The following is a 24301-nucleotide window of genomic DNA, read 5'->3' on the forward strand; positions in this document are numbered from 1 at the left end:
GCAAGGAATCTCCCGCCCCACCGTATTCTGGGGCGATGAACCGAATGATCATAAGCGCATTGTTGGCAGGTGGACTGGCGGGAGGGGCGTTCGCGGCGGAAAAAGAGATCGTTTTCATCGCGGGCGACCGCAGCCATGGCTCGGGCGAGCACGAGTTCCGCGCGGGCTGCCTGCTGCTGCAGAAGGCGCTCAATGAGGAAAGCGGGCTTGACCTTCACGCGACGGTCGTCGGCTCCGACTGGCCGGCGAAGCAGCGCGGCGTGCTGGAAAAGGCGGACGCGATCCTCATCTACTGCGATGCGTCATCCGGCATCGCCGGCGAGTGGGAATTCATCGACGGCCTCGCGAAGCAGGGCAAGGGCCTCATGTTCATGCACTACGCGGTGCACCCGAGCAAAGAGAACGCCGACGCGTGGCAGCGGCACTGGGTCGGCGCGACCATGGAAGACGACTTTTCCGTGAACCCGCACTGGGTGGCCGAGCTGAAGGTGAAGCCGGACCACCCGATCGCCCGCGGGCTGTCGGAGAGCTTCGAGGGCTTCGACGAATTCTACTACAACATGCGTTTCCAGGAGGACCGCGGGGCGGTGCTCGATCTGGTCACCGCGGTGCCGACCCGCGAGCGCATCCGCCACTACATCAACATGTGGAACTGGCGCGGGGCCGAGGGCATGGGCAAGGAGCAGACGCTGATGTGGGGCGTGCAGCGCGACGATGGCGGCCGCGGCGTCGGCTTCGTGGGCGGGCACTACCACAAGAACTGGGCGATCGATGACTTCCGCACGCTGGTGCTGAATGCGATCGTCTGGACCGCCGGCATGGAGGTGCCGGAGGGGGGCGTGAAATCCTCACCGGTGACCGAGGACGAACTCAACGAGAACCTCGACATCTATCCCGGTCAGGAGAACCCTCGGTTGACGCTTCCGGACGTGGACGCGGTGCGCAAGGAGGCGCCCGCCCCGATCCCGGCCGAGCGGGAAAAGAAGCCCGGATGAAAGCCACCACCGTTCTCGCCAGCACCACCACGCCCGATGGATTCCCGATGCTGCTCCAAGAGCACGACGGCGAGTTTTTCCTGAAAGTCGACGGCGTGACGCTGATGAGCACCACCGCCACCGCGTCCGAGGCGACGCTGGCGGAATTGGGTTGCGCGCGGGGTGCCGGGCGGGTCCTGATCGGCGGGCTGGGCTTCGGATTCACCCTGAAGCGCGTGCTCGAGCTGGTGCCCTCGAACGGTGAGGTCGTGGTGGCGGAGCTGCTGCCGGAAGTCGTGGCGTGGAATCGCGAGTTCCTCGGCGGGGTGAATGGAGGCTGCCTGGATGACAAGCGGGTCGAGCTGCATCGGGGCGATGTGGCCGACTGCATCGCGGCGGCCTCGGGCGGCGGCTTCGATGCGATCCTGCTCGATGTCGACAACGGCGTGGATGCCTTGGTCAGTGGCGGAAACGACCGGCTCTACGGGCGGGGAGGACTGCGCCGGATCAAGTCGGCGTTGTCGCCGCGTGGGCGGGTCGTGTTCTGGTCGGCCCACCGCGACAAGTCCTTTGCCCGTCTGCTGGAGAAGGAATTCCGCCGCGTCGAATCCGTGGGCGCGAAGGCCTATCCGCAGGCCAAGAAGTTCTCGCACACGCTTTTCGTGGCGGACCGCTGAGCCTCACTCGGGCAACGGCAGCTCGTCCTGGGCGGGCAGCGGTTCTTCGACGGTAGGCTCGGGCGGCGGCATGGCGGTCGGATCGGCGGCGTCAAAGGTGGAGCCCTGTCGTGCCGCGGCCTTGTCCTTCGCCTCCTGCTTCTTTTTTTCCGCCGCCTTGCGTTGTTTGCGTTTTTCGAGCGCTTCGCCCGGGGCATTGACGGCCGCCTTGGTGGCTTTGGCGGTGCCTTCGACCAGGCCGCCGGCGATCTTGAAGGGGGCGCGGATCAGGCCGCACGACGGGAGCAGGACGGCGAGCACGCCGGAAATCATCAGCCGCGGAAACATCGCCGGCAGCATCCCCGCGCGTCGGGCCGAGGTCAATGTCGGGCACAAGGTGGCTTGATCGACCCGTGGGGATCGCGCAGCTTGCGCGCCGTGCCGATTTCCCTGAAACCGACTGCCGCCCTCGATGGCCTGCGACTCGACCAGCTGCGCGAGCGGCTGGTCACGGACGGGGTCAACCCGGCGCATGCCGCGGGGCTTTTCCGCTGGCTGCAAACCGGCGTGCGGGGCCGTTTCGTCGCTCCGCTCGAGCGCTGGCTGGAAGGCCGGGCGGGGCTGCGAACCGAACTGGAGACGGTGACCGAAACGGTGAGCCAGGACGGCTGGACGACGAAGTTCCTGTTCGGCCTGCGCGACGATGCGCGGATCGAATCGGTGCTGATGGGCTTTCCCGGCCGCTTCACCGGCTGCCTGAGCACCCAGGTCGGCTGCGCGATGGGCTGCGTGTTCTGCGCCACGGGGCAGATGGGTTTTTCCCGCCACCTCGATGCCGGCGAGATCGTCGCCCAGGCCCGCGAGGTGGCGCGGCTGACGGCCGAGCGCCACGGCGAACGGCTGCGCAACCTGGTGATGATGGGCATGGGCGAGCCGCTGCACAATTTCGATGCCACCATGCAGGCGCTGGCGGTGGCGACCGATAGCCACGGCCTCGGCATCGCGCCTTCCAAGGTCTCGATCAGCACGGTCGGCCACATCCCGGGCATCCTGCGGCTGGCCGACCATCCCGCACCCTACTCGCTGGCGGTGAGCCTGCATGGGGTGGACGATGACGAACGAGGCCGCCTGATCCCGGTGAACCGGCGCTGGCCGCTGGCGGACCTGACCGCGGCGATGCGCGAGTATTCAGCGAAAAAAGGTCGCGTGCTGGTGGCGTGGACGCTGATCGACGGGGTCAACGATGGCGAAGGTTACGCCCGCCGATTGGTGGAGCTGCTGCGCGGCATCGATGCCCACGTGAACCTGATCCCGCTCAATCCCACCGAGGGCTACGAGGGCCGCGAGGCGGACTGGGGGAGGGTGATGGCTTTCCAACAGATCCTCCGGCACGCCGGGCTGCCGGCCACGGTGCGGCAGCGGCGCGGGATCGACGTCGATGCCGGCTGCGGCCAGCTGGCGCGGCGCACGGCCTGATCACCGGCCCCACACGGCGGGATCGGTGCCGCTCTCGATTTCCTCGAGGTCGGTGTCTCCATCCCCGTCGCTGTCGTGATGGTAGAGCTTGCCGATCTCCGCCACGGTGAGGGCGCGGGAGTAGAAACGAAGGCGGTCCATGGTGCCGAGGAACATGGTGCCGGTGTCGTTCGCCACCGGGATCGCCTTGCCGAAGCTGAAGTAGCCGGTCGAAGTGGAGGTGTAGGTGGAAGGGACGACGCCGGAGGCCAGCAGCGAGCCATCGATGTAGGCGCTGCCGCTGGTGCCGGATTTGACGAAGGAAACGTGGTGGTAGTGGCCGTCGTCGAGGCGGACGCCGGTGGCCAGGGCTCCGGTGCCGATCGGCACGAGCGATGCCCCCGCATAGCCGACGATTTGAACGTTCTGCGAGGCGAAGGCGGTCGGTGCCCGGGAAATGAACAACATCAGCGGCGGGTAACCGGTCAGCTGGGTATTCAGCGAGAACAGCACCACGCCGCCGCGGCTTTGGATGGTGTCGGCCTGGCATTTGAACCACATCGAGAAACTGAAAGCCGGCCGGCCGGCAAACAGGGTGCCCGGGGCGGACAGGGAGTCATCCCAGTTATTGAAACGGACGCCCTTGGAGATGATGCCGGAGTTGTCGAGGTTCAGCGAGTCCGCCGCGGACAGGGCGTGATGCGCGACACCGTCCGGAGCGATGTCGGCCACGCCGCGACTCGTGCCAAAGGTCCCGATCGACTCGCAGTCCCAGCGCCCGATCAGTCCATTGGCCAGGCTGGCATCGAGGTTCTGCCCATCGGGATCGGTGAGGATGGGGTTGTTGAAAGGCAGGGGGTCTTCGTGGTCCATCAGGCCGTCACCGTCGGTGTCCGCCGAGTAGGGATCGGTACCGAGCGTGAGCTCCTCGGTGTCGGTCAGCTGGTCAGCGTCCGAATGCCTATCGCTCACGGTGATCCGAAGAAACAGGGGATCCGCAGGGTCGTCGCCCGGGTGGATCTCGCTTGTGCAGCTGCCGCCCGAGGGAGTGATCGGTTCGCTGCAGAGGCTCCAGCTGCCGGCGAGCAGCGTCGTGGACTTCTCGACCTCATAGTGTTTCCCTAACACCTGCGGCCAGGTGAGCAGGGCTTGGCCGGCTGGGGTGATCTCGACCTCCGGGCGGATCATGCCGAAGGGAGGGCGCGCGCTGCGCGGATCGGTGCCGGCCTCCGCCTCCTGGCGGTTGGTCCAGCCGTCCCCATCGTCGTCATCCCCCTTGTAAAAGGAGGCGTCGAACAGGAGTCCATGATTGAAGCGACGTTCCCAGAGGTCGCTCAGGCCATTGGAGTTGGTGTCGAGGATGGCCTCCGCCGGCAGGCAGGCGGAGGTGAAGGCCCCCAGCGCGGAGAGGAAGATCAGGGCGCGAGGCCGGGAAGAAGACATGCGGATGGGAGCGAAGTTCCTGCGATCCCATACCATGAGGAAGTCATGTCAATCGCCATCACGTGATGATTCCGAACCGTGGGCGAGGGCTTCCGCCGCGGCGTCCTGAAAGGCTTCACGCAGGTTCGAGCCGTCGGAATTCGGGAAGTTGGCGCGCTGGACCATGAGGAGATAGACGCGTTTTTTCACCGGATCGATCCAAGCCTGGGTGCCGTAGGCCCCGCCGTGACCGAAAGAGCCCGGCGACAGCGCGGCGGTCACGCCCTGGGGTTCCTTGACCACACAGCAGCCGATGCCCCACCCGTTGCCCGGCGTGAAGCCGGTCTCGAGGTCACCCGTTTGGATCGATGACATCATCTCGACGCTTTCCGGTTTCAGGTAGCGCTCGCCCTCGAGTTCGCCTTTTCCGAGAAGCATCCGGCAGAAGCGGTGGTAGTCGCGGGCGGTGGAGAAAAGCCCGCCATTGGCGAGGGGATAGCGGTTCTTCGAGGTCACCGGCTTGCCATAGAGGAAGCGCAGCACTGCGGGTTCGAGGTCACCGTTTTCCTGTTTGGCATAGGAAGTGGCGAGCCGCTTGGACTGGTCCTCGGTCGGGTAAAACGAAGTGTCGTCCATGCCGAGCGGCTTGAAGAAGTGCTGCTGCAGGTAGTCGGGAAAGGCTTGGCCCGAAACCACCTCGACCACCCGGGCGGCGGTGTTGATGCCGGTCTGGCAGTATTGCCATTGGGAGCCCGGCTCGAAGTTGAGGGGCTTGGCAACGATCAGGGGAATCACCTCTTCCAAGGTGGTCGGCTCCGCGCCCTCTCCGGGCTCCAGGTCGGCGAGACCGCTGGTGTGGGTGAGGCATTGCTTCAGCGTCACGGTGGCCGGCTTCCCCTCGGGCCCCTTGAGGTCCTTGAAGGCAGGCAGGTAGTCGGACACGGGAGCCTCGAGGTCGATCTTTCCCGCCTCGACCTGATGCATGACCGCGGCCGCGGTGACGGGCTTGGTCATGGAGGCGATCCAGAACAAGGCGTCCTCGGGCATTGGCTTCTTGCTTTCCACGTCGGCATAGCCCTGGGCGCCGAGGTGGCGGATCTCGCCATCTTCCGAGACCAGCGTGACCGCGCCGGCGACCTGCCAGGCGTCGATGGCCTCATCAACCGCCTTGGTGACGGGTTGCAGGGTCGGGCTGGCGGCGGCGAAGGAGCTGGCGAACATCAGGGCGGTCAGGGTTTTCATGACCCGCAAGCTACCCGCCGATGCCGGAGTGCAAAACGAAAAGAGCCGGCCCGCGGGAGGGCCGGCTCCGGGAAGCCCATGAATTGGAGGTCTATTTGAGCCAGAAGCTGAAATAGGTATACATGCCGAGCACGAGGAGCAGGATCAGGACGGCCAACACCTTGTTGCCGGTATCCCAGCTGCCTTCGATTTCGTCCTCCGCCAGGTGGTGGATCGAGCCGTAGGTCAGGCCGCGGGTCTGGTCCTCGGTCGGCGGCGCGGTGACGAGCGAAACCACGATCATGACCACGATGCTGATGACCATCAGCACGCCGGTGGCGTAAAGGAAGTTGAAGTCCCCGATGGCGGCCAGGAAGGCGGGATCGCTCATTTTCCCTTCGGCGGAACCGAAGAACGACTGGAGCGACAGCTTGATCATGCCGAGCACGAAACCCGTGACGAGGGCCGCGACGGCACCCTGCGCGTTCATTCGTTTCCAAAACAGGCCGAGCAGGAACACCGCGGTGATCGGCGGGGCCAGATAGCCCTGCACGCTCTGGAGATATTGGTAAAGGCCGCCGTCGGAAACCTTCGCCATGACCGGGATCCAGATCATGCCCACGCCCACGACCACCACGGTGGCGATGCGGCCGACCGTGAGGAGGTGCTTCTGCGAGTTGCCGGGCCGGATTTTCTCATAGATGTCGACCGTGAACAGGGCGGCGGACGAGTTGAACAGCGAGGCCAGCGAGCTCATCAGCGCGGCGAGCAGGCAGGCGACGATCAGGCCGCGGATGCCGGTGGGCAGCAGTGAGGTGACGAGGGTCGGGAAGACCTGGTCGCCCTGAATCTGGAAGGCTTTCACCGTCTCGCCGTCGATCTTGGTGTCCTTCAGCTCGCGCTGGATGAAGAAGCCCTTCTGGCCGTCGGCGTTGGTCACGTCGTTGAGCTCGCGCAGGCGGGAGTTGAGTTCCAGCTCGGCCTTCGATTCGTCCTCCTTGGAGATGTCGCGGCTGAAAGTCTGGGCCAGCATCGGGTCGGCGGCGCCACGGTTGAAGTTCTTGTCGAGCGTCCAGCCGATCATGCCGGGGATCAGGAAAATCAGCACCGGCCAGACCTTGAGCAGGCCGCCGAAGAGAGCACCGCGCCGGGCGGTGGCGAGGTCTTTGGCGGTCAGTGTGCGCTGGACGATGTACTGATCGGTGCACCAGTACCAGATGCCGATGATCGGGGAGGCGATCAGCACGCCGAGCCACGGGAAATCCGGGTCGGAGAGCGGCCGCCACAGGGCGAACTGGTCGGCGTTGGCCTTGGCGGAGGAAACCATTTCCCCCCAGCCGGCACCGATGCCGTCGCCGCCTCCGAGCCGCGCAAGGCCGATCGAGGTGATCACCGCCGAACCGAACAGGATGACCAGCGCCTGCGGGGTGGAGGTGGCCATGATCGCGCGCATGCCGCCGAAGACGGTGTAGAGACCGGTGATCACCACGGTGGTGAAGGCACCGATCCAGAAGGCATTGAGGTAGAGACCTCCGATGGTGAGATTGACCTCGGGCAGGAGCGCCTTGAAGACGATCGCGCCGGCGTAAACGGTCACCGACACCTTGGTGAAAATATAAGCGACCAGCGAGACCACCGAGAGCACCCAGCGGGCGCGGGCGTTGAAGCGCTTCTCAAGGAACTGCGGGATCGTTTCGACGCCGGACTTGTAATAGAACGGGACGAACAGGCCGGCGAGCATGATGAGCACCCACGCATGGAGTTCCCAGTGCGCCATGGCCATGCCGGTGGCTGCGCCTTGGCCGGCGAGGCCCACGATGTGCTCGGAGCCGATGTTCGAGGTGAAAATCGAGGCGCCGATCGTGATCCAGCCGGCATTGCGTCCGGCGAGGAAGTAGTCGGCGGTGTCCTTCTGCTGGCGGCCGTACCACCAGGCGATGTATCCGATGAGGCCGAAATAGCCGGCGATGACGATCCAATCGAGGGTCTCCATGGGTTGCGTGGGTTCAGGGTTTGAATTGCCGACAGTCTGTTCGGGATGGCGGCAGGAGGCGGATGTAAGGGAAATCCACGACCCGCGGCAAGCGTTCTCAGGGACATTAAAGAAAGGCTTCCTATCAGTGGGTCGCGGCGAAAGAAGGAGGTGCTTGAGTGCCAGCGGGTTTCGGGGAAGGTTGGGCTGTGGAAAGTGTGCGCCTCGACAAGTGGATGTGGGCCGTCCGGCTGTTCAAAACCCGCGGAATGGCCGCCAGGGCCTGCCAAACCGGTCGGGTGAAATGCGAGGGAAGAGAGCTGAAAGCGTCGAGCGTCCTGCGCGGCGGCGAGGTGATCGAGTTGCCGTTTTCCGAAGGCCCCGGAACCCGCGTGGTGAAAGTGCGGTCGCTGATTGACCGCCGCGTCGCTGCCCCGCTGGCGCGGGAGGCTTGCGAGGAATTGACGCCGCCGGACGTGGAGGAAAGCCGCCGGATCTGGCGGGAGTCCCGCTCGATGCGGAAGGAGGGCGATCAGGGCCGTCCGACCAAGCGCAACCGCCGCGAACTGGAGAAGGGGCGCGGGTTTTTCGATTGATGCCGTCAGCCCGCCAGCTCGCGGGCGATCCGGAACCACTCGTCGCCCAGTGAAACCCCGGCAGCGGGAGCCGGTTTGCCGGCGCGCGCGTACCAATAGCCGGCGTTGGCGTCATCGCCCTCCTCGCGGTGCAGCCAGGCGTGGATCCAGGCCCCGGCCGGGCCGTCGATTTCCTGGCACAGGTCGTGGGCTTCGTCCCAGCGCCCGGCCTTGGCCAGCCATAGCGCTTGCAACGCGGGGCCCGCATCGGCGGGCGGCTGCGGTTCCGTTTCAGCGGAGCGGGCGAGTTCTTCGGCGGTCATGGCTCGGGCCACGCTGGCAGAGAGGCCTGGGGACGCCAAGTTCGTTGCGCTTCCGTGCTGGCCAGAAAGCGTCGGATCTGGCAGGTCCGACGCATGATCAAGAGTCTCCTTTTTCTCGTCCTGGCCTCCGCCGTGGTGCGGGCGGACATGCTGCCGCAGCTCGACCACGACCCGTGGACCGGCTGGTTCGCCGGCTATCAGGACCGCAAGTTCCGATTCGGCGTCAACCGCGAGGGCGAGGCATTCCTGATGCCGATGAAGAACCGCGACGAAACGATCTACAACAAGAACTGGATCCGCATCACGCCCGTCATCGAGCAGCTCCGCGAGGGTCGCGGACCGATCACCAAGAAGGTGGAAATGAACGGCTGGACCGCCCTGACCGAGGCCTCCGAGGAAGCGGAGAAGATCGCCTACCGCGGGACCGTGACGGGTGGGGCCGAGTTCGAGGTCACGATGGAAATCGATGGCTCCACCGTGCGCCTGGGGGGCCGGCTGGTGGGCAAGGGCACGCTCACCGACGAGGACCTGCGTTTCGCGCTGCGGATCAAGATCCCGAATTTGTATTCCTACGAGAGGGACGAAGAGAAGCTGGAGGACAAGACCCGCGATGACCGCTACGAGTTCGTCCGCATCGGCGGGAAAAAGGAGAAGTGGGATGGCTGGACCGAGCTGCGCGGCGAGGAAATCTCGGAAGAGGGCTTCGTTTCCGCGCGGATCGAGATCGAACCTTACGACGCGCGCTTGGAGCTGACCGCCGGCGAGGGCGGGAAGTTCGAACTTTGGACCGGCAAGAAGCAAAGGCTCCATCGCGGCCTGGGCGTGAACTGGATCCACCTGCCGGCCAAGGACCCGAAGGGCGAGGCGCGCTTCGAGCTGACCTTCAAGTGAATCGTTCGGGGCTTGCCAGCGGGGCCGTCGTGCCAACGATGCCCCGCCATGGCCATCCGACAGATCCTGACCCACCCCGGCAGCGCGCATAAGGACGAGTTCCTCGCCTGCGCCGTGCTCGCCGGCCTGCACGGCGTGACCATCGTTCGCCGCGAGCCGACCGACGAGGACCTCGCCGATCCGGCGACGGCGGTCGTGGACGTGGGCGGGCATCACGACCCGGCGAGGCGGAATTTCGACCACCACCAGTTCCCGGTCGAGGCGCCGCCCTGTTGCGCGCTGAGCCTGGTGCTGATGGATCTGGGCATCTACGACGATGCTCGTAGTTTCTGCGACTGGCTGGAAACGGCGGAGCGCTTCGACGTCACCGGGCCGAACTCGACGGCGAAGTGGCTCGGCGTGGATCGCGACACCTTGGCGAAGCTGAACTCGCCGGTGGACGTCACGCTGCTGCGTCGCTTCGCGAAATGCCAGCAACTGGAGCCCGGCGAGCCGCTCTACGAGGTGATGCGCTGGATCGGCGCGGACCTGGTCGAGTATCTGCACTCGCTGCGCGAGCGGCTGCGCTTCGTCGGCGAGCATGCCGTGATGTGGCAGGTGGCGGGCGAAAAGGTGCTTTACCTTCCCCGCACCGAACCGCTGCCCGCGGAGCCCTCGGCGGGGATCGGACGCTACCTGATGGAGCAGGGGCTGCACGAGGAAGTGGCGGCGTTGGTGTATCCGGATCGACGGGGCCAGGGCTACGGCCTCTCCCGCCACAACGATGACCCCCGTTTCGACTTCACGAGGATCGAGGATGAGGGCGACGTCCATTTCGCTCACGCGCGCGGCTTCGTGGCGAAATCCTCGGCCACCACGGAAGAGCGGCTGCGGGAGCTGCTGGAGCGGGCGAAGGTGGGGTAAAGACCGCCGATGATAAAACCGGCATCGAAAGGAGCGCCCCTTCTTGTTGCCAACGACAAAAGAGACCGGCGGCGATCGAACTGCCCCTTTACGCCGAAACGTTCTCGGCGAGGTTCGACGGATGCCATTCAACATCCAAGCCGAGCTCCGCTACCAGGTGCTCCAGCCGAGCACGGCGCTGCTCTCGATGCACGCCCTCTCGACCCCCAACCAGACCCTCTCCGAGGAGTCCTTCACCGTCACCAAGGGAGCCTCTTGCGAGATCTTCCCCCTTGAGGTCGGCATGAACCGCTATGTCCGCCTGGAAACAGGCGAGGTCGAAGATCTCCTGATCACCTACTCGGTGAAGGTCGATACCCATCCCGACGCCCGCCGGATCCGCGACATCGACGAGGTCGCGGTCGGCGAGCTCGATCGCGAGGCCTTGCCCTATCTCTTTCCCAGCCGCTACTGCCAGTCGGACCGGCTCGGGCGGCTGGCCTACCAGCTTTTCGGGGACCTGGGTCACCCGCTGAAACAGGCGGCCGCCATCTCGGACTGGATCTACGAGAACGTCCAGTACGTCCCCGGTGCCACCAACTCGAACACGGGAGCTTGCGAGACCTTGGTCGAGCGCGCCGGCGTGTGTCGCGACTTCGCGCATCTCGGCATCGCGCTGTGCCGGGCGCTGTCGATCCCTGCCCGCTACTTCACGGGCTATGCCTGCGACATGGAGCTGCCGGATTTCCACGCCTGCTTCGAGGTCTGCGTGGGCAACCAGTGGTTCATCTTCGATCCCACCCGCCTGTCCGCCCCGAATGGCCTGGTCCGGATCGCCACCGGGCGCGATGCCGCCGATGCCTCCCTGGCCACCATCTTCGGATCGATGCGGATGACGAACATGATGGTATCGTGTACCTCCGACGACTTCGATCCGCTGTCCCACGACGAGTTGAAAGGGCGGGCGGTGGTGCTCGAGCCTTAGTCCAGATTTTCCAACCGCAGATAAACGCCGATGGTCGCAGATGGGGAATTTCTTCCTGATCCGATCTTCATCTGCGTTCATACTCGTTCATCTGCGGTTCTACTTTTCAGATGAATGAGCCATCCACCTGACCATCTCCTCCGCATCCAGCACCGGACGGTGTATCAGTATGCCTTTCCGGTGCGCTTCGGCACGCATCGGCTGGTGATGCGGCCGCGGGAGGGGCATGATTTGCGGGTGGAAAAACATGTATTGTCGATTTCACCGGAGGCGGGGCTGTCGTGGACGCGCGATATCTTCGGGAACTCCGTGGCGTGGGCGAAGATCGAGGGCGAATCGACGGAACTCGAGGTGGTCTCGGACGTGGTGGTGCGGCGGTTTTTCGATCCGGAGTCTCCGCCGACCTACGAGCGCAGCCCGAGTCCCTATCCGCCGGAATACGACCCGATCGAGCACGGCATCATTCTCGGCTACCTGACGCCGGTGTATGAGGAGGAAACCGCGGCGCTCAACCAGTGGATCGCGACGCTGCCGAAGCCGTCGGAGTTTTCCAGCATCGAGGCCTTCGTGATCCGGCTGACGGAGATCATCAAGGAGTCGATTCAGTATCAGCGGCGGGAAACCAAGGGGGTGCAGACGCCGGGATCGACGCTGGCGCTGAAGTCGGGCTCGTGCCGGGACTATGCCACACTGATGATGGAGGCGCTGCGTCACCTGGGCATCGCGGCGCGGTTTGCGAGCGGCTATCTCGACTGCCCGGCCACGCGGGCGGCGCGGGGATCGACCCATGCGTGGACGGAGGTGTATTTCCCGCGGCTCGGCTGGCGGGGCTTCGATCCGACGGCGGGGCGGGCCTGCGATCACCGGCACATTGTGACCGGGACCAGCCACCACCCTCGCGGGGTGATGCCGCTGTCCGGGCAGTTCTCCGGACCGGCGAACGCGTTTTCCTCGATGACGATCGGGGTGGAGTTCAGCACGCCGACCGAGGAGTTTTTAGAGTGCGGCGATTGATCGCCGGCGATGAATCGTCCTGCGGAAAGCTGCGATGAATCGCAGCAGTCCAAACTGACCTCACTCGGGATTCACGTCGACGGCGACCTTCAGGCGATGGTCGCTGCCGCCCATGGTGACGCCGCGGAGCGGGGAGACATCCGAGTAGTCGCGGCCGTAGGCGACGACGATGTGGCGAAGGCCGGGGCGGAGGTTGTTGGTGGGGTCGAACTCGGCCCAGCCTTGCCCGGGGATGAAGACCGACACCCAGGCGTGCGAGGCGTCGGCGCCGATGAGCTTGGGTTTTCCCGGAGGCGGCAGGGTTTCGAGATAGCCGGAGACGTAGCGCGCGGGGATGCCGAGGCTGCGCAGGGCGGCGACCATGAGGTGGGCGAAGTCCTGGCAAACGCCAGCGCGCTTTTCGAGGACTTCGCTGATCGGCGTGGCGACATTCGTGAAGCCGGGCTTGAAGTCGAAGGTGGAAAAGATCCTCTCGTTGAGGGCGGTGATGGTCTCAAGCAACGGACGGCCGGGCGTGAAGTCGGGGTCGGTGAGTTTTTCCAGACCCGGCACGCGCGGGATCATCGGCGAGCTGAGGGTGAAATCGCGGGCGGCGACGAGTTGGGCGTCACCGGTGCCGGCGATGAGCGCGTGGACCTGATCCCAGGCGCAGCTGGAGTCGAGCAGGAGCTGCGACTCGGGCCGCATTTCGACGCGGCTTTCGGCCTCGATGACGAGTTCGTCGTGCGGATGCTGGATGGCAAAATAGTCGACATGGTTGCCGAAGCCGTCCTCGTGCGACGAGGCGAGGTCCGGTCGCGGCATGATGCGCAGGCGGAAGTCGAGGCAGCGCTGGCGCGGCAGGTCGAGCGGGCGCAGCCGGGCGAGGTTGTGGCAGAGGTTGGCCGGATCTTCGTAGAGATAGGTGGTCCGGTGTCGGATGCGGTAAACCATGGGTTCAGTGGTTTTTTACCTCAACCGCGCAGCAGCCGGGTGCGCTCGGCGTGGCGGAAGTACGTGAGGGTTAGTACGTCGGACAGGTGCGTGAGCGAGCGCGTCATGTGGTCGAGGAAGATCTCGAGCCGGCGGCGGCTGAGGTCGCGGGTCTCGCACAGGCGGTCGAGCTCGACGAGGCGCAGGCGGCTGTCGATTTCAACGAGCAGCTTCCTTTCCGGCGTGAGCCGGGCGGCGTTCGGCTGGCGGGGGAGACCGTTGACGTTGGTGCTCAGGCGGTTGACCTGATAGAGCAGCGAGCGGGCGTTGTTCGGCTCGAGCAGGAGGAGCTCGAGCACGAGGTCGAGCCGCGGGTGGGTGCGGTAGCGCTTGCGATAGGTGACGAGGCTGTCGTTGGCGGCGAGCACCGACTCCATGACCAGCCGCTCCTCGTGCGGCGGGCGGGGGGCGAGGAGGAAATGGCGGAGCACGCCGATCAGGTAGTGGGCGCGCTCGATGCGGCGGCCGGAGTCGAGCAGGCGCCAGCCGGCATCGCGGGTCATCGATTCCAGGTTGAGGCCGAGCAGGGCGGTGAGGTCGATGATGAGGCGGTCGAGCGGACGTGCGAAGGCATCGAGCCGCGGCGACGGCGTGGGCGGTCGGTCGGCCCACTCGGCGAGGATGGTGTCGATGACGCGCCACGAGTCGGGCGACCACAAATCGCGCACGGCGAAGGTGGAGCTCCGGAACGCGCGCAGCACCGAGGGCAGCGAGCCGAGGCGCGAGGGGTCGCCGAGCAGCGACAGGATTTCGTCCTCATCGGCCACGGCGGAGGCGTTCTTGCCGGGCTTGATCGGGGCGGCGTTGGTGACGCCGGTGAGGCCCTGCATGAGGATCTCGCGGTGGCGTTCGGCCGAGCTGGAATCCTCGCCGAAGCCGTCGATCAGGGCGAGGATCGTGCGCCGCAGCAGGCGCGCGGTGCCCTCGGCGCGCTCGGCGTAGCGGCCGGTCCAGTAGAGGTTCTCGCCGGCGCGGCTGGGCACGCTGCGGGCGTCCATTTCCGGCGGGGCACCGGCTCCGTTTTCATAGAGGGAAACGAAGGGCTCGGGGTCGCGGCCGATGACCCAGGTGTCCTTCGAGCTGCCGCCGAGCTGGCTGGAAACGACCATCTCGTCGGGCGAGGCGGCGGTGCGGGTGAGGCCGCCGGGCATGACCGCGAAGCCGCCCTCGGCGGTGGCGGTCACGAAGCCGCGCATGACGCCGCGGCGCGACTCGATTTTCCCTTCGTGCAGGCAGGGGACGGTCGAGTAGGCAACCTGCTCCTGGCCGACGAAGCCTTCGGGAAACGCCAGGATGCGCGCGCGCAGTTCGGCGAGCTGGGCCTTGGTCAGCTCGCTGCCGAAGACGGTGCCGAAGGTCGGCGCGCGCTCGATCGACTTGATGACGAAGCGGTCGAGGTTCGCCAGCACCTTGTCGAGGGCCGGCTTTTCCCCGCACCACCAGGTGGCGGCGGAGGGCAGCAGCAGCTCCTCGCCGCGGAGGTGGCGGGCGAGGCCGGGCAGGAAGGCCATCAGGCCCGGGTTTTCCAAAACGCCGCTGCCGGGGTGGTTGACGACGAGCACGTTGCCGAGGCGGATCGCCTCCAGCAGGCCGGGCACCCCGAGGGCGGAGTCTTCCTTCAGTTCCAGCGGGTCGCAGAACCAGGCATCGACGCGGCGGATGATCACATCGACCGGCTCCAGCCCGCCGAGCGAACCGAGCCAGACGCGGCCGTCGCGCACCGTGAGGTCATCGCCCTGGACCAGCGAATAGCCGAGGTAGGAGGCCAGGAAGGCGTGCTCGTAGTAGGTCTCGTTCTGCGGGCCGGGCGTGAGGATGACGACCCGCGGCGAGCCGCTGCCGGCGGGAGCGCAGGTCTCGAGCGTTTCCCGCAGGGTGCGGAAGAAGGTGGCGATCCGCCGCACGCCGCTGGCATGGAACAGGCGCGGCAGGGTCCGTGTCATGACCACGCGGTTCTCGACCACGTAGCCGGAGCCGGAGGGGGCCTGGGTGCGGTCGTTGACGACCCACATGCGGCCGTCCGGACCGCGGGCGAGGTCCATGGCGCCCAGGATGAGCTGCCGTTTCGCCGCCAGCTTCATGCCGCGGCAGGCGTGGAGGTAGCCCTTGTGGGCGGAGACGAGCTTCGAGGGGATCCAGCCGTCGCGGAGGAGCAAACGAGCGCCGTAAAGGTCGGTGAGGATCTCGTCGAGCAGCTCGGCGCGTTGGATCAGGCCGGCTTCGATGCTTTTCCAGTCGTCCTCGCCGATCACCCACGGCACGGCGTCGAGCTGCCACGGCCGCGGCTCCTCGCCGGGGCCGCCATAGACGCTGTAGGTGACGCCGTTCTCGCGCAGCAGGCGGCGGACCTGGGTGTCCACGGTGTCGCGGCCGGCGGCGTCGGTCTCTGAAATCCAGCGGGCCACGGGTGCCCACGCGGGCTGGAGCGAGCCGTCCGGGCGGATCATTTCATCCCCATCGCTCGCCGGATAGCCGGCGGGTGGTCGGGTGGTGTCGGTGGCGGGCACGCGGATCGTATGAGCGCTTTGCGGGCGGTTTGCAACCCGCGTGCCATGACCGCCTCGAAGTCGGACTTGGCATCCGATCCGCTTGTGAATAGTGGCTCCCCGCCCAAGGTAAATTCCATGTCCATCCGCGTCGGCCTCCACCACGTCACCGAGTATTCCTACGATCGGGAAATCCATCTCGGCCCCCACCTGATCCGCTTGCGGCCCTGCGTGCACTCGCGGACGCCGGTGCTGGCCTACTCGCTGAAGATCGAGCCGGCGACGCATTTCCTGAACTGGCAGCAGGACCCCTTCGGCAACTGGGTCGCCCGTCTGGTGTTCCCGGAAAAGGCGACCAAGCTGCGGATCGAGGTCGATCTGGTCGCGGACATGACCGTGATCAACCCCTTCGATTTCTTCCTCGAAAAGGACGCCGAGGATTTCCCCTTCGACTACGACGAGCACCTCTCGCACGAGCTCGCGCCCTACCTGAAGATCCGGGAGGACGGGGAAAAACTCAAAGCCCTCCTTGCCGAGGTGCCGCGCGGGGAAAAGCGGACCATCGATTTCCTCGTCGAGCTCAACATGCTCGTCCACAAGGCGGTCGGCTACACGATCCGCCTCGAGCCCGGCATCCAGTCGTGCGAGGAAACGCTGACCGCCAAGTCGGGGTCCTGCCGCGATTCCGCCTACCTGCTCGTCCAGGTGCTGCGCCACCTCGGGCTCGCGGCGCGCTTCGTGTCCGGCTACCTCGTCCAGCTCAAGCCGGACCAGGAGTCGCTCGACGGCCCTTCCGGCCCGACCGAGGACTTCACCGACCTGCACGCGTGGACCGAGGTCTACCTGCCGGGCGCCGGTTGGGTGGGGCTCGACCCGACCTCCGGCCTGTTCGCCGGCGAGGGGCACATCCCGCTTTCCTGCACGCCGGAGCCGGCCAGCGCCGCGCCGGTGGTGGGCTCGCTCGACGAGTGCGAGACCGAGTTTTCCTGGGTCAATGAAGTCACCCGCGTCCACGAGGACCCGCGCGTGACCATGCCCTACACCGAGGCGGAGTGGGCGACCATCGACGCCCTCGCGCGGAAGCTCGACGAGCGCCTCGATGCCGCCGACGTGGCCATGACCATGGGCGGTGAGCCGACCTTTGTCTCGATCGACAACATGGACGGCGACGAGTGGAACACCACCGCCGACAGCCCGGAAAAGCGCCGGCTCGCGCTCGACCTGTTGGAGCGCCTGGAAAAGGTCTTCGCCCCCGGCGGCCTGCTCCACTACGGGGAAGGGAAGTGGTATCCCGGCGAGCCGCTGCCGCGCTGGGCCTACACCGTGCTCTGGCGCAAGGACGGCCAGCCGCTGTGGCGCGAGCGCTCGCTGCTCGCCACGCCGACCCGCGACTACGGCCACACCACCGAGGACGCCCGCCGCTTCGGTGAAACCTTCGCCTCCATCCTGAAATGCCGGCCGCAGCACCTGGTCACCGGCTTCGAGGACGCCTTCTACTACATGTGGCGCGAGGGTACGCTGCCGGTCGACGTCGATCCCCACAAGGCCGACCTCAAGGATCCACTGGAAAGGCAGTACTTGGCCGCGCTGCTCGACCGCGGACTGGAGACGCCGACCGGATACGCCCTTCCGATCGAGTGGAACATCGGTCTCGGCATCTGGCAGAGCGCCGTGTGGCGATTCCGCCGCGAGCAGATGTTCCTGCTGCCCGGCGGCTCGCCGATGGGCTTCCGCCTGCCGCTGCAGTCGCTGGTCGGAAACGAAGCCCGCCTCCGCGAGCGCGCCGAGCTGGAGCGCTCGCCGTTCGAGCCGGTCGACCCGCTCCTGCCGCCCGGCAGCCACCTTCCCGGGGAAAACGCCGGCCATTTCGCCCCCGGCGGACCGCTCCCGGTCGGGCGCACGCTGCAGACCGCGCATGGTGAAGTACGGCAATCGGGTTACTTCGCCGACCTGCCACCCGCCGAGGGCCGCGAGGCGCAGGACCAGGGCGACGCCGGCTACGCGCTCGGCATGCCGCACACCGCGATGTGCTTCGAGCAGCGAAACGGCCGCGTGCACGTCTTTTTCCCGCCCGTCAGCCAGCTCGAGCACTACCTCGTCCTGCTGGAGGCCGTCGAGGCGACCGCCAAGCGCCTCGGCCTCCCGGTCATCATCGAGGGCTACGACGTGCCCTACGACCGCCGCGTCGAGCGGATCAAGGTCACGCCCGACCCCGGCGTGATCGAGGTCAACGTCCACCCGTCCGGTTCGTGGGACCAGCTGACGCACATCACGACGACCTTGTACGATGAAGCCCGTAAGTCGCGGCTCGGCACGGAGAAGTTCATGCTCGATGGCCGCCATACCGGTACCGGCGGCGGCAATCACGTGACGATCGGCGGCGAGACGCCCGACCGCAGCCCCTTCATCCGCCGGCCCGACCTGCTGCGCAGCCTGCTGACCTTCTGGCAGAACCACCCGGGCCTGTCATACCTGTTTTCCGGGCTTTTCCTCGGGCCGACGAGCCAGGCGCCGCGTGTCGACGAGGGTCGCGATGACCGCCTGTTCGAGCTGGAGATCGCCTTCAAGCAACTGCCCAAGCCCGGCGATCCGCCGTGGCTGATCGACCGCGTGATGCGGAACCTGCTCACCGACCTCACCGGCAACACGCACCGCGCCGAGTTCTGCATCGACAAGCTCTACTCGCCCGGTTCGTCGTCCGGCCGCCTCGGGCTGCTCGAACTGCGCGCCTTCGAAATGCCGCCGCACGCGCGGATGAGCCTCGTGCAGATGCTGCTGGTCCGCTCGCTGGTCGCCTGGTTCTGGGACGAGCCCTACGAGCGCCCGCTGATCCGCTGGGGCACCGAGCTGCACGACAAGTTCATGCTGCCGCACTTCGTCCGCCAGGATGTCATCGACGTGGCCGACCAGCTCAAGACCGCCGGCATCGACTTCGACTGGGCCTGGCTTGAACCCTTCAACGAGTTCCGCTTCCCGGTTTACGGCCGGGTTTGCCACGATGGCGTGGAAATCGAGTGCCGCATGGCGCTGGAGCCGTGGCACGTCCTCGGTGAGGAAGCCACTGGCAGCGGCACCGCGCGCTACGTCGATTCGTCCGTCGAGCGCGTGCAGGTCCGCATCCGCGGCATGGTCGAGGAAAGGCATGTGCTAGTCTGCAACGGCCGCCGCATCCCGCTGCACCCGACCGGCCGCCGCGGCGAATACGTCGCCGGTGTGCGCTACAAGGCCTGGGACCCGTGGTCGGCCATGCACCCGACCATCGGCATCCACACGCCGCTGACTTTTGATGTGGTCGATACCTGGACGCGCAAGTCGCTCGGCGGCTGCGTCTATCACGTCGCGCACCCCGGCGGTCGCAGCTACGAGACCTTCCCCGTGAACGCCTTCGAGGCCGAGGCCCGCCGCGTCAGCCGCTTCTGGCAGCATGGGCACACTCCGGGGATCATCGAAACGGCCGCCGTGGGGGTCGGAGGACGCCGCAGGATGGAATCGCGACCCGGTGGCCCGGCGGTGAGCTACACCGAAGTCCGCCCCGAGGATCCGAGCCACGATTTTCCGCTGACCCTCGACATGCGGGGCTGACCGGAGCGTCGTTAAATGGAGCGCCGATTATGAAATCGGCATCGCCAGTTCTGCGGGATGGCCACTTCTAAGTAGACCGCCACCAAGCCCCTGCGAGGCTCCCTATCGAGGGTCATCTCGGCTCTCAGGCTGAGGCCATGCCGATTTCATAATCGGCGCTCCTCCTGCGGCGCTCCTCACAGCTCACCTTTGCCATGCCCCACGAACGCCGCGAAGCTCACGCCGCGTAGCGTCGCCGCCGCATTCTCGGAAATGTCGGCCAGGATGTGGTGCAGCGGGCAGGGATCGCCGACCCCGCACCAGCCCGGGCCGAAGGGACAGGCGCTCGTCTCCTTGTGCCCCTCGAACAGCGCCACGACCTCCAACACGGTGATCTCCGCAGGATCGCGCGCCAGCCGGTAGCCGCCGCCCGGGCCACGGGTGCCGGTTACGAAGCCGGCTTGGGAAAGCACCGTCAGCACCTTCGCCACCAGCGGCTTGGTGAGGTTCCGGCTGTCGGCGATCTGCTGCGAACTGAGCGACTCGCCGCCCGGGTGCTTCTCCGCCAGGGCGCTCATCGAGGCCACGGCGCAGGCGCTCATTTTTCCGTATCCAAACATGATCTCTCCTTCCTGGCGGAGCACCGGCCGGCACGCGGCCGCGCCCGGCGACACGACCAAGGGAGCGGATCGGCCACCCGCTGTCAATCGTGGCAAACGATAAAAAGAAAAACATTTCTTTTTATCTTGTGAAGTCGGCCCGACGGCGAGAGGGTGGCGCCGTTATGAGTCACCGAACGATTGAGTTTTCGCCGGCGGGAACGCCGATGGAGGAAAGAACCGTGGGGGAGATCGTGGCCGAGCGTCCGGCGCAGTCGCGGGTCTTCCAGAGCTATGGGATCGACTTCTGCTGCCAGGGCGGCCGCACGTTGCGCGAGGCCTGCGAGCGGAAGGGCGTCGCGCTGCAGAGCGTGGTCGAGCAGCTCGAGGCCGAGCTTCGCGAAAAGCCGGCCCCGGAGGTGAATCCCGCGACCTATCCGCCGGCCGAGCTGACGAGATATGTCGTTGCCGTCCATCATGGTTTTCTCCGCGAGGAGCTGCCGCGACTCGACGCGATGGCGGCCCGCGTCGCCCACGTGCACGGGCCGCACACGCCCTCGCTGGTGAAGGTTTACGAGGTGTTTCAGGGGCTGGCGGTGGAGCTGGCCGAGCACTTGATGAAGGAGGAGCAGGTGCTGTTTCCCGCCATCGAGAAGCTCGCCAAGGGGGACTCCGCTGCCATGCCCTTGGACGGCCCGATCGACTGCATGCTCCACGAGCACGATGACGCCGGCGAAGCGCTGGCGAAGCTCCGCGAGCTGACCAACGGGTTCACGCCACCCGACGACGCCTGCAACACCTACCGCGCCCTCTTCGCCGGGCTGGCCGAGCTGGAGGAAGACCTCCACCGCCACATCCACCTGGAAAACTCCGTCCTCTTTCCCGCCGCCCGCAAGCTGCAGGAGGAGGTGGGCTGAAACCCGAACCGCCGCACGACCATGAAACTCCCCGCGCTTACGGCAGCCATCGTACTTCCGCTTTTCGCCGCCTGCTCACGGCAGGAAAGTGCCGACATCTCCGGCGCCAAACGCTTCGAGGTGCGCGGCCGCGTCTGCGGGGTCGAGGCGGCGGACTCCACACTGCTCATCCAGCACGAGGACATCCCCGGCTTCATGCCGTCCATGACCATGCCCTTCACCGTGGGGGCGGGGGAGGGCATCGATGGCGTGAAGACGGGCGACGCGGTCGAGTTCGAGTTCGTCGTCGGCGACACGGAATCGTGGATCCGCGACCTCCGGAAGATCGATGCCTCCGTGCTCGATCTGCCGGAGGAAACGGCGGCCCCGAAGACGGTGGCCGACACCCCGCGGCTCAAGGAAGGCGACAAGCTGCCGGAGATCCATCTCACCGACCAGGATGGCGAGGAGTTCTGCAACTGCGCCTTCGCCGGCAAGTCGGTGCTGCTCACCTTCATCTTCACCCGCTGCCCGGTGCCCGACTTCTGCCCGCGGATGTCGTCGCAGTTCGCCGAGCTGGAAAAAGCGATCAAGCGCGACCCCGCGCTGGCCGGCCGCGTCAACCTGCTGAGCATCTCTTTCGATCCCGACTTCGACACGCCCGAGGTGCTCGCCAACTACGCGTCCTTCCACACCAAGGACACCGCGTTCTGGCGCTTCGCCAGCGGCAGCCCGGAGGAAATCGACCGCCTCACCCATGCCTTCTCGGTCTATCGGAAGACCGAATACGGCACCATCAACCACGGCCTGTGCACCGCCCTCGTCGGCCCCGGCGGCACCATCCAGCGCATCTGGCGCGGCAATGCCTGGAAGCCCGCGGAAGTGCTCGAAGCCCTCGGCACGAGCCCGGCTGCCCTTTCCGTCAACTGATTCACACGCAAACCACCAACCATCATGAAACCAAGCTATTCCGCCGCTTTCCTGGCCCTGCTGGGAACCGGCCTCCTCACCCAGTGCGAAAAATCTTCCGACCGCGCGGCCACCACCAAGGCCCCGTCCACGGTGGCTGCCGTCGCAAAAACCGCGCCCGCCGCCGTGAAGTCCGACCTGCCGCTGAAGAAGATCGAGGTCACGGCCAACGACCAGATGAAGTTCAGCGTCACGCAATTGGAAGCCGGACCCGGCCAGCCGCTCGAGGTGACTTTCAGAAACGCCGGCACCATGCCGAAGGCCTCGATGGGGCACAACTGGGTGCTGCTCATCAAGGGAGCGGATCCCGACAAGCTCGCCGAAAACGCCTTCACCGCCGCCGGCAACGACTACATCCCGCCGGACATGGAGGACCAGGTCATCACCCGCACCAAGATCCTCGGCCCCGGCGAAAGCGAGACGCTCACCTTCAACGCGCCGTCCGAGCCGGGCGACTATGTCTTCTACTGCTCCTTCCCCGGCCACCTCGGCATCGGGATGAAGGGCCTCCTCACCATCAAGTAAGCCATCCCACGACATGAAACACATCCCACGAACCCTCGGCGGCCTCGCCTGCGCCGGTGCCCTCGGCCTGGCGCTCGGCGGCTGCGGAAAGCAAGCCGGCGAACAGGCCGGCAACGAAGTCGCGGCCGATGCCGCGCAGGCCAGCTACGTCGCGCCCGGCGAAAAGGACGACTACTACCTGTTCTACTCCGGCGGGCACTCCGGCCAGGTCTATGTGGCGGGCATCCCGTCGATGCGGCACATCTCCACCATCCCGGTCTTCGCTCCCTATCCCGGCACCGGCTATGGCTTCGACGAGGAGTCGAAGGCGATGCTCGGTGACTTCACCTGGGGCGATGTCCACCACCCGGCGCTCTCGCAGACCGGCAGCAAGTACGACGGCCGCTGGCTGTTCGTGAATGACAACGCCAACAACCGCGTGGCACGCGTCGACCTGCGCGACTTCAAGACCAAGCAGATCCTCGGTCCCATCCCGAACGCCAGCGGTAGCCACGCCTCGTCCTTCGTCACGGAAAACACCGAGTATCTCTTCGTTTCCACCCGCTTCTCGACCCCGCTGCCGAAAGGGCGCGTCGCCGATCTCGAAAAGTATGCCGACGAGTTCAACGGCATGGTCACCGCGGTCGAGGTCGATCCCGAGAGCGGCGAGATGAAGGTCGGCTTCCAGATCCTCATGCCGCCCTTCGACTTCGACCTGGCCTCGACCGGCAAGGGCCCGAGCAGTGGTTATGTGTTCTTCACCTCCTACAACACGGAGATGGCCCACGACACGCTCGAGGTGAACGCCTCGCAGGCCGACCGCGACCTCGGCGCGATCATCAACTGGAAGGCCGCCGCCCAGGCGGTGCGCGATGGCAAGGCGACCGAAATGGAAGGCGTGCCGGTGCTCGACCCTGCCAAGGTGCCGGGCATCGTCCACCTCATCGGCATCGCCAAGTCGCCGCATGGCATGGACGTCGATCCCTCCGGGAAATGGGTCGTCGCCGGCGGCAAGCTGCAGCCCACCACCACCGTCATCAACGTCGAGAAACTCCTCGGTGCCATCGAAGGCGAGGACTACGAGGGCGACTTCCGCGGCATCCCGATCGTCAGCCACGACAGCGTGGTCGAGGGCGAGGTGCCGGTCGGGCTCGGTCCGCTGCACACGCAGTATGATGGACGCGGAAATGCCTACACCTCGTTGTTCATCGACTCCGCGGTCGCCAAGTGGAAGCTGCCGCCGTGGACCGATGAGGAAAAGGCGGACCTGTCCAAGGTGGTGGTCGACAAGATCACCGTCCACTACAGCATCGGCCACCTGGTGGTCGCCGGCAGCGATACCAACGCGCCCTACGGCAAGTGGCTGGTGGCGATGAACAAGCTGTCGAAGGGCCGCCATATCAGCGTCGGCCCCTCGCAGCCGGAGTCCAGCCAGCTCATCGATATCTCGGGCGAGAAAATGAAGATGGTCGCCGAGGCCTACACCGAGCCCGAGCCGCACTTCGCGCAGATCCTCAAGGTCGATGAAATCAAGCCGATCGAGGTTTACCCGAAGGCCGAGAACACCAATCCGAACGCCGTCTGGGACCTCGCCGATGGCAAGGTCGAGCGCGAGGGAAACCACGTCACTGCGAAAATCGTCGCCGTCCGCAGCCGCTTCGGACCGGACAAGGTCGAGGCCCGCGTGGGCGACACGGTGACCCTCCACGTCACCAACATCGAGCAGACGCCCGACATGATCCACGGCTTCGGCATCAACGACCACAACATCAACATCGTGGTCGACCCGGGCGAAACCAAGTCGGTCGAGTTCGTCGCCCAGAAACCGGGCATCTACCCGTTCTACTGCACGAACTTCTGCTCGGCGCTCCACCAGGAAATGCAGGGCTACCTCGTCATCCGCGAGGCCGGTGAAACGCAAGCGCCCGTCCAGTAACCTTCGAC

At 66.2% G+C, this 24301-nt stretch carries 21 protein-coding genes; 13 read left to right on the top strand and 8 right to left on the bottom strand.

Features of this window, described 5'->3' with window-relative positions:
- Nucleotides 1-44 precede the first annotated feature (44 nt).
- Complete coding sequence (locus ABXH26_RS08860) at nucleotides 45-995, top strand: ThuA domain-containing protein (protein ID WP_353566694.1); 951 nt, start codon at nucleotides 45-47, stop codon at nucleotides 993-995.
- Complete coding sequence (locus ABXH26_RS08865; protein WP_353566695.1) at nucleotides 992-1651, top strand: spermidine synthase; 660 nt, start codon at nucleotides 992-994, stop codon at nucleotides 1649-1651. The genes ABXH26_RS08860 and ABXH26_RS08865 overlap by 4 nt, the downstream gene beginning before the upstream one ends.
- Nucleotides 1652-1654: 3 nt before the next feature.
- Here the strand turns inward: ABXH26_RS08865 and ABXH26_RS08870 are convergent, their stop codons facing one another.
- Entirely contained in the window at nucleotides 1655-1978 is a 324-nt protein-coding gene (locus tag ABXH26_RS08870) for a hypothetical protein (RefSeq protein ID WP_353566696.1), read from the bottom strand.
- Between the two features lie 90 nt (nucleotides 1979-2068).
- Here ABXH26_RS08870 and rlmN point away from each other — a divergent pair, with 90 nt between their 5' ends.
- Nucleotides 2069-3106, top strand: coding sequence for a 23S rRNA (adenine(2503)-C(2))-methyltransferase RlmN (gene rlmN, locus ABXH26_RS08875; protein WP_353566697.1), 1038 nt, complete (start codon nucleotides 2069-2071; stop codon nucleotides 3104-3106).
- Here the strand turns inward: rlmN and ABXH26_RS08880 are convergent, their stop codons facing one another.
- The 3 genes from ABXH26_RS08880 to ABXH26_RS08890 form a co-directional block, all read right to left on the bottom strand.
- A complete protein-coding gene (locus ABXH26_RS08880) occupies nucleotides 3107-4528 on the bottom strand; it encodes a LamG domain-containing protein (protein ID WP_353566698.1) in 1422 nt (473 codons plus the stop codon).
- A gap of 48 nt (nucleotides 4529-4576) precedes the next feature.
- The gene (locus ABXH26_RS08885) at nucleotides 4577-5749 is read right to left on the bottom strand and encodes a serine hydrolase domain-containing protein (protein WP_353566699.1); all 1173 of its coding nucleotides are present in this window, start codon (nucleotides 5747-5749) and stop codon (nucleotides 4577-4579) included.
- Nucleotides 5750-5840: 91 nt separating this feature from the next.
- Nucleotides 5841-7721, bottom strand: coding sequence for a sodium:solute symporter (locus ABXH26_RS08890; protein WP_353566700.1), 1881 nt, complete (start codon nucleotides 7719-7721; stop codon nucleotides 5841-5843).
- A gap of 197 nt (nucleotides 7722-7918) precedes the next feature.
- On the opposite strand from ABXH26_RS08890, the gene ABXH26_RS08895 reads away from it, so the two are divergent.
- The gene (locus ABXH26_RS08895; protein WP_353566701.1) at nucleotides 7919-8296 is read left to right on the top strand and encodes an RNA-binding S4 domain-containing protein; all 378 of its coding nucleotides are present in this window, start codon (nucleotides 7919-7921) and stop codon (nucleotides 8294-8296) included.
- A 5-nt stretch (nucleotides 8297-8301) separates the two neighbouring features.
- On the opposite strand, the gene ABXH26_RS08900 is transcribed toward ABXH26_RS08895, so the two are convergent.
- Complete coding sequence (locus ABXH26_RS08900) at nucleotides 8302-8598, bottom strand: hypothetical protein (protein ID WP_353566702.1); 297 nt, start codon at nucleotides 8596-8598, stop codon at nucleotides 8302-8304.
- Between the two features lie 93 nt (nucleotides 8599-8691).
- On the opposite strand from ABXH26_RS08900, the gene ABXH26_RS08905 reads away from it, so the two are divergent.
- The 4 genes from ABXH26_RS08905 to ABXH26_RS08920 all read left to right on the top strand — a co-directional run bounded on the left by ABXH26_RS08905 (nucleotide 8692) and on the right by ABXH26_RS08920 (nucleotide 12370).
- Nucleotides 8692-9489, top strand: a complete 798-nt coding sequence (locus tag ABXH26_RS08905; protein ID WP_353566703.1) for a hypothetical protein — start codon at nucleotides 8692-8694, stop codon at nucleotides 9487-9489.
- Nucleotides 9490-9537: 48 nt separating this feature from the next.
- Nucleotides 9538-10392, top strand: a complete 855-nt coding sequence (locus ABXH26_RS08910) for an MYG1 family protein (RefSeq protein WP_353566704.1) — start codon at nucleotides 9538-9540, stop codon at nucleotides 10390-10392.
- Nucleotides 10393-10513: 121 nt separating this feature from the next.
- A complete protein-coding gene (locus ABXH26_RS08915; RefSeq protein WP_353566705.1) occupies nucleotides 10514-11356 on the top strand; it encodes a transglutaminase-like domain-containing protein in 843 nt (280 codons plus the stop codon).
- 114 nt (nucleotides 11357-11470) lie between these two features.
- A complete protein-coding gene (locus tag ABXH26_RS08920; protein WP_353566706.1) occupies nucleotides 11471-12370 on the top strand; it encodes a transglutaminase family protein in 900 nt (299 codons plus the stop codon).
- Nucleotides 12371-12430: 60 nt separating this feature from the next.
- Here ABXH26_RS08920 and ABXH26_RS08925 read toward each other — a convergent pair whose 3' ends face one another.
- Together ABXH26_RS08925 and ABXH26_RS08930 are read right to left on the bottom strand one after the other, a co-directional pair.
- On the bottom strand, nucleotides 12431-13303 hold the full coding sequence (locus ABXH26_RS08925) for a transglutaminase family protein (RefSeq protein ID WP_353566707.1): 873 nt from the start codon (nucleotides 13301-13303) through the stop codon (nucleotides 12431-12433).
- 20 nt (nucleotides 13304-13323) lie between these two features.
- Nucleotides 13324-15849: a circularly permuted type 2 ATP-grasp protein gene (locus ABXH26_RS08930; protein WP_353566708.1), complete on the bottom strand. Its 2526-nt coding sequence runs from the start codon at nucleotides 15847-15849 to the stop codon at nucleotides 13324-13326.
- A 117-nt stretch (nucleotides 15850-15966) separates the two neighbouring features.
- Here ABXH26_RS08930 and ABXH26_RS08935 point away from each other — a divergent pair, with 117 nt between their 5' ends.
- Nucleotides 15967-19410, top strand: coding sequence for a transglutaminase family protein (locus tag ABXH26_RS08935; protein WP_353566709.1), 3444 nt, complete (start codon nucleotides 15967-15969; stop codon nucleotides 19408-19410).
- Between the two features lie 176 nt (nucleotides 19411-19586).
- Here the strand turns inward: ABXH26_RS08935 and ABXH26_RS08940 are convergent, their stop codons facing one another.
- Entirely contained in the window at nucleotides 19587-19991 is a 405-nt protein-coding gene (locus ABXH26_RS08940) for an RrF2 family transcriptional regulator (RefSeq protein WP_353566710.1), read from the bottom strand.
- A gap of 182 nt (nucleotides 19992-20173) precedes the next feature.
- Between ABXH26_RS08940 and ric the strand changes: the two genes are divergently transcribed.
- The 4 genes from ric to nosZ are packed head-to-tail and all read left to right on the top strand — an operon-like array spanning nucleotide 20174 to nucleotide 24293.
- On the top strand, nucleotides 20174-20905 hold the full coding sequence (ric, locus tag ABXH26_RS08945; RefSeq protein WP_353566711.1) for an iron-sulfur cluster repair di-iron protein: 732 nt from the start codon (nucleotides 20174-20176) through the stop codon (nucleotides 20903-20905).
- A 21-nt stretch (nucleotides 20906-20926) separates the two neighbouring features.
- Entirely contained in the window at nucleotides 20927-21814 is an 888-nt protein-coding gene (locus ABXH26_RS08950; protein WP_353566712.1) for an SCO family protein, read from the top strand.
- A gap of 24 nt (nucleotides 21815-21838) precedes the next feature.
- Nucleotides 21839-22378, top strand: a complete 540-nt coding sequence (locus ABXH26_RS08955) for a plastocyanin/azurin family copper-binding protein (protein ID WP_353566713.1) — start codon at nucleotides 21839-21841, stop codon at nucleotides 22376-22378.
- Between the two features lie 13 nt (nucleotides 22379-22391).
- Nucleotides 22392-24293 carry a Sec-dependent nitrous-oxide reductase gene (gene nosZ / locus ABXH26_RS08960; protein WP_353566714.1) on the top strand — a complete coding sequence of 634 codons (1902 nt, stop codon included), beginning with the start codon at nucleotides 22392-22394 and terminating at the stop codon, nucleotides 24291-24293.
- The last annotated feature ends 8 nt before the right edge of the window (nucleotides 24294-24301 follow it).

This window comes from Haloferula sargassicola, assembly GCF_040362925.1.
In the GTDB taxonomy this organism is placed as follows: Bacteria; Verrucomicrobiota; Verrucomicrobiia; order Verrucomicrobiales; family Akkermansiaceae; genus Haloferula; species Haloferula sargassicola.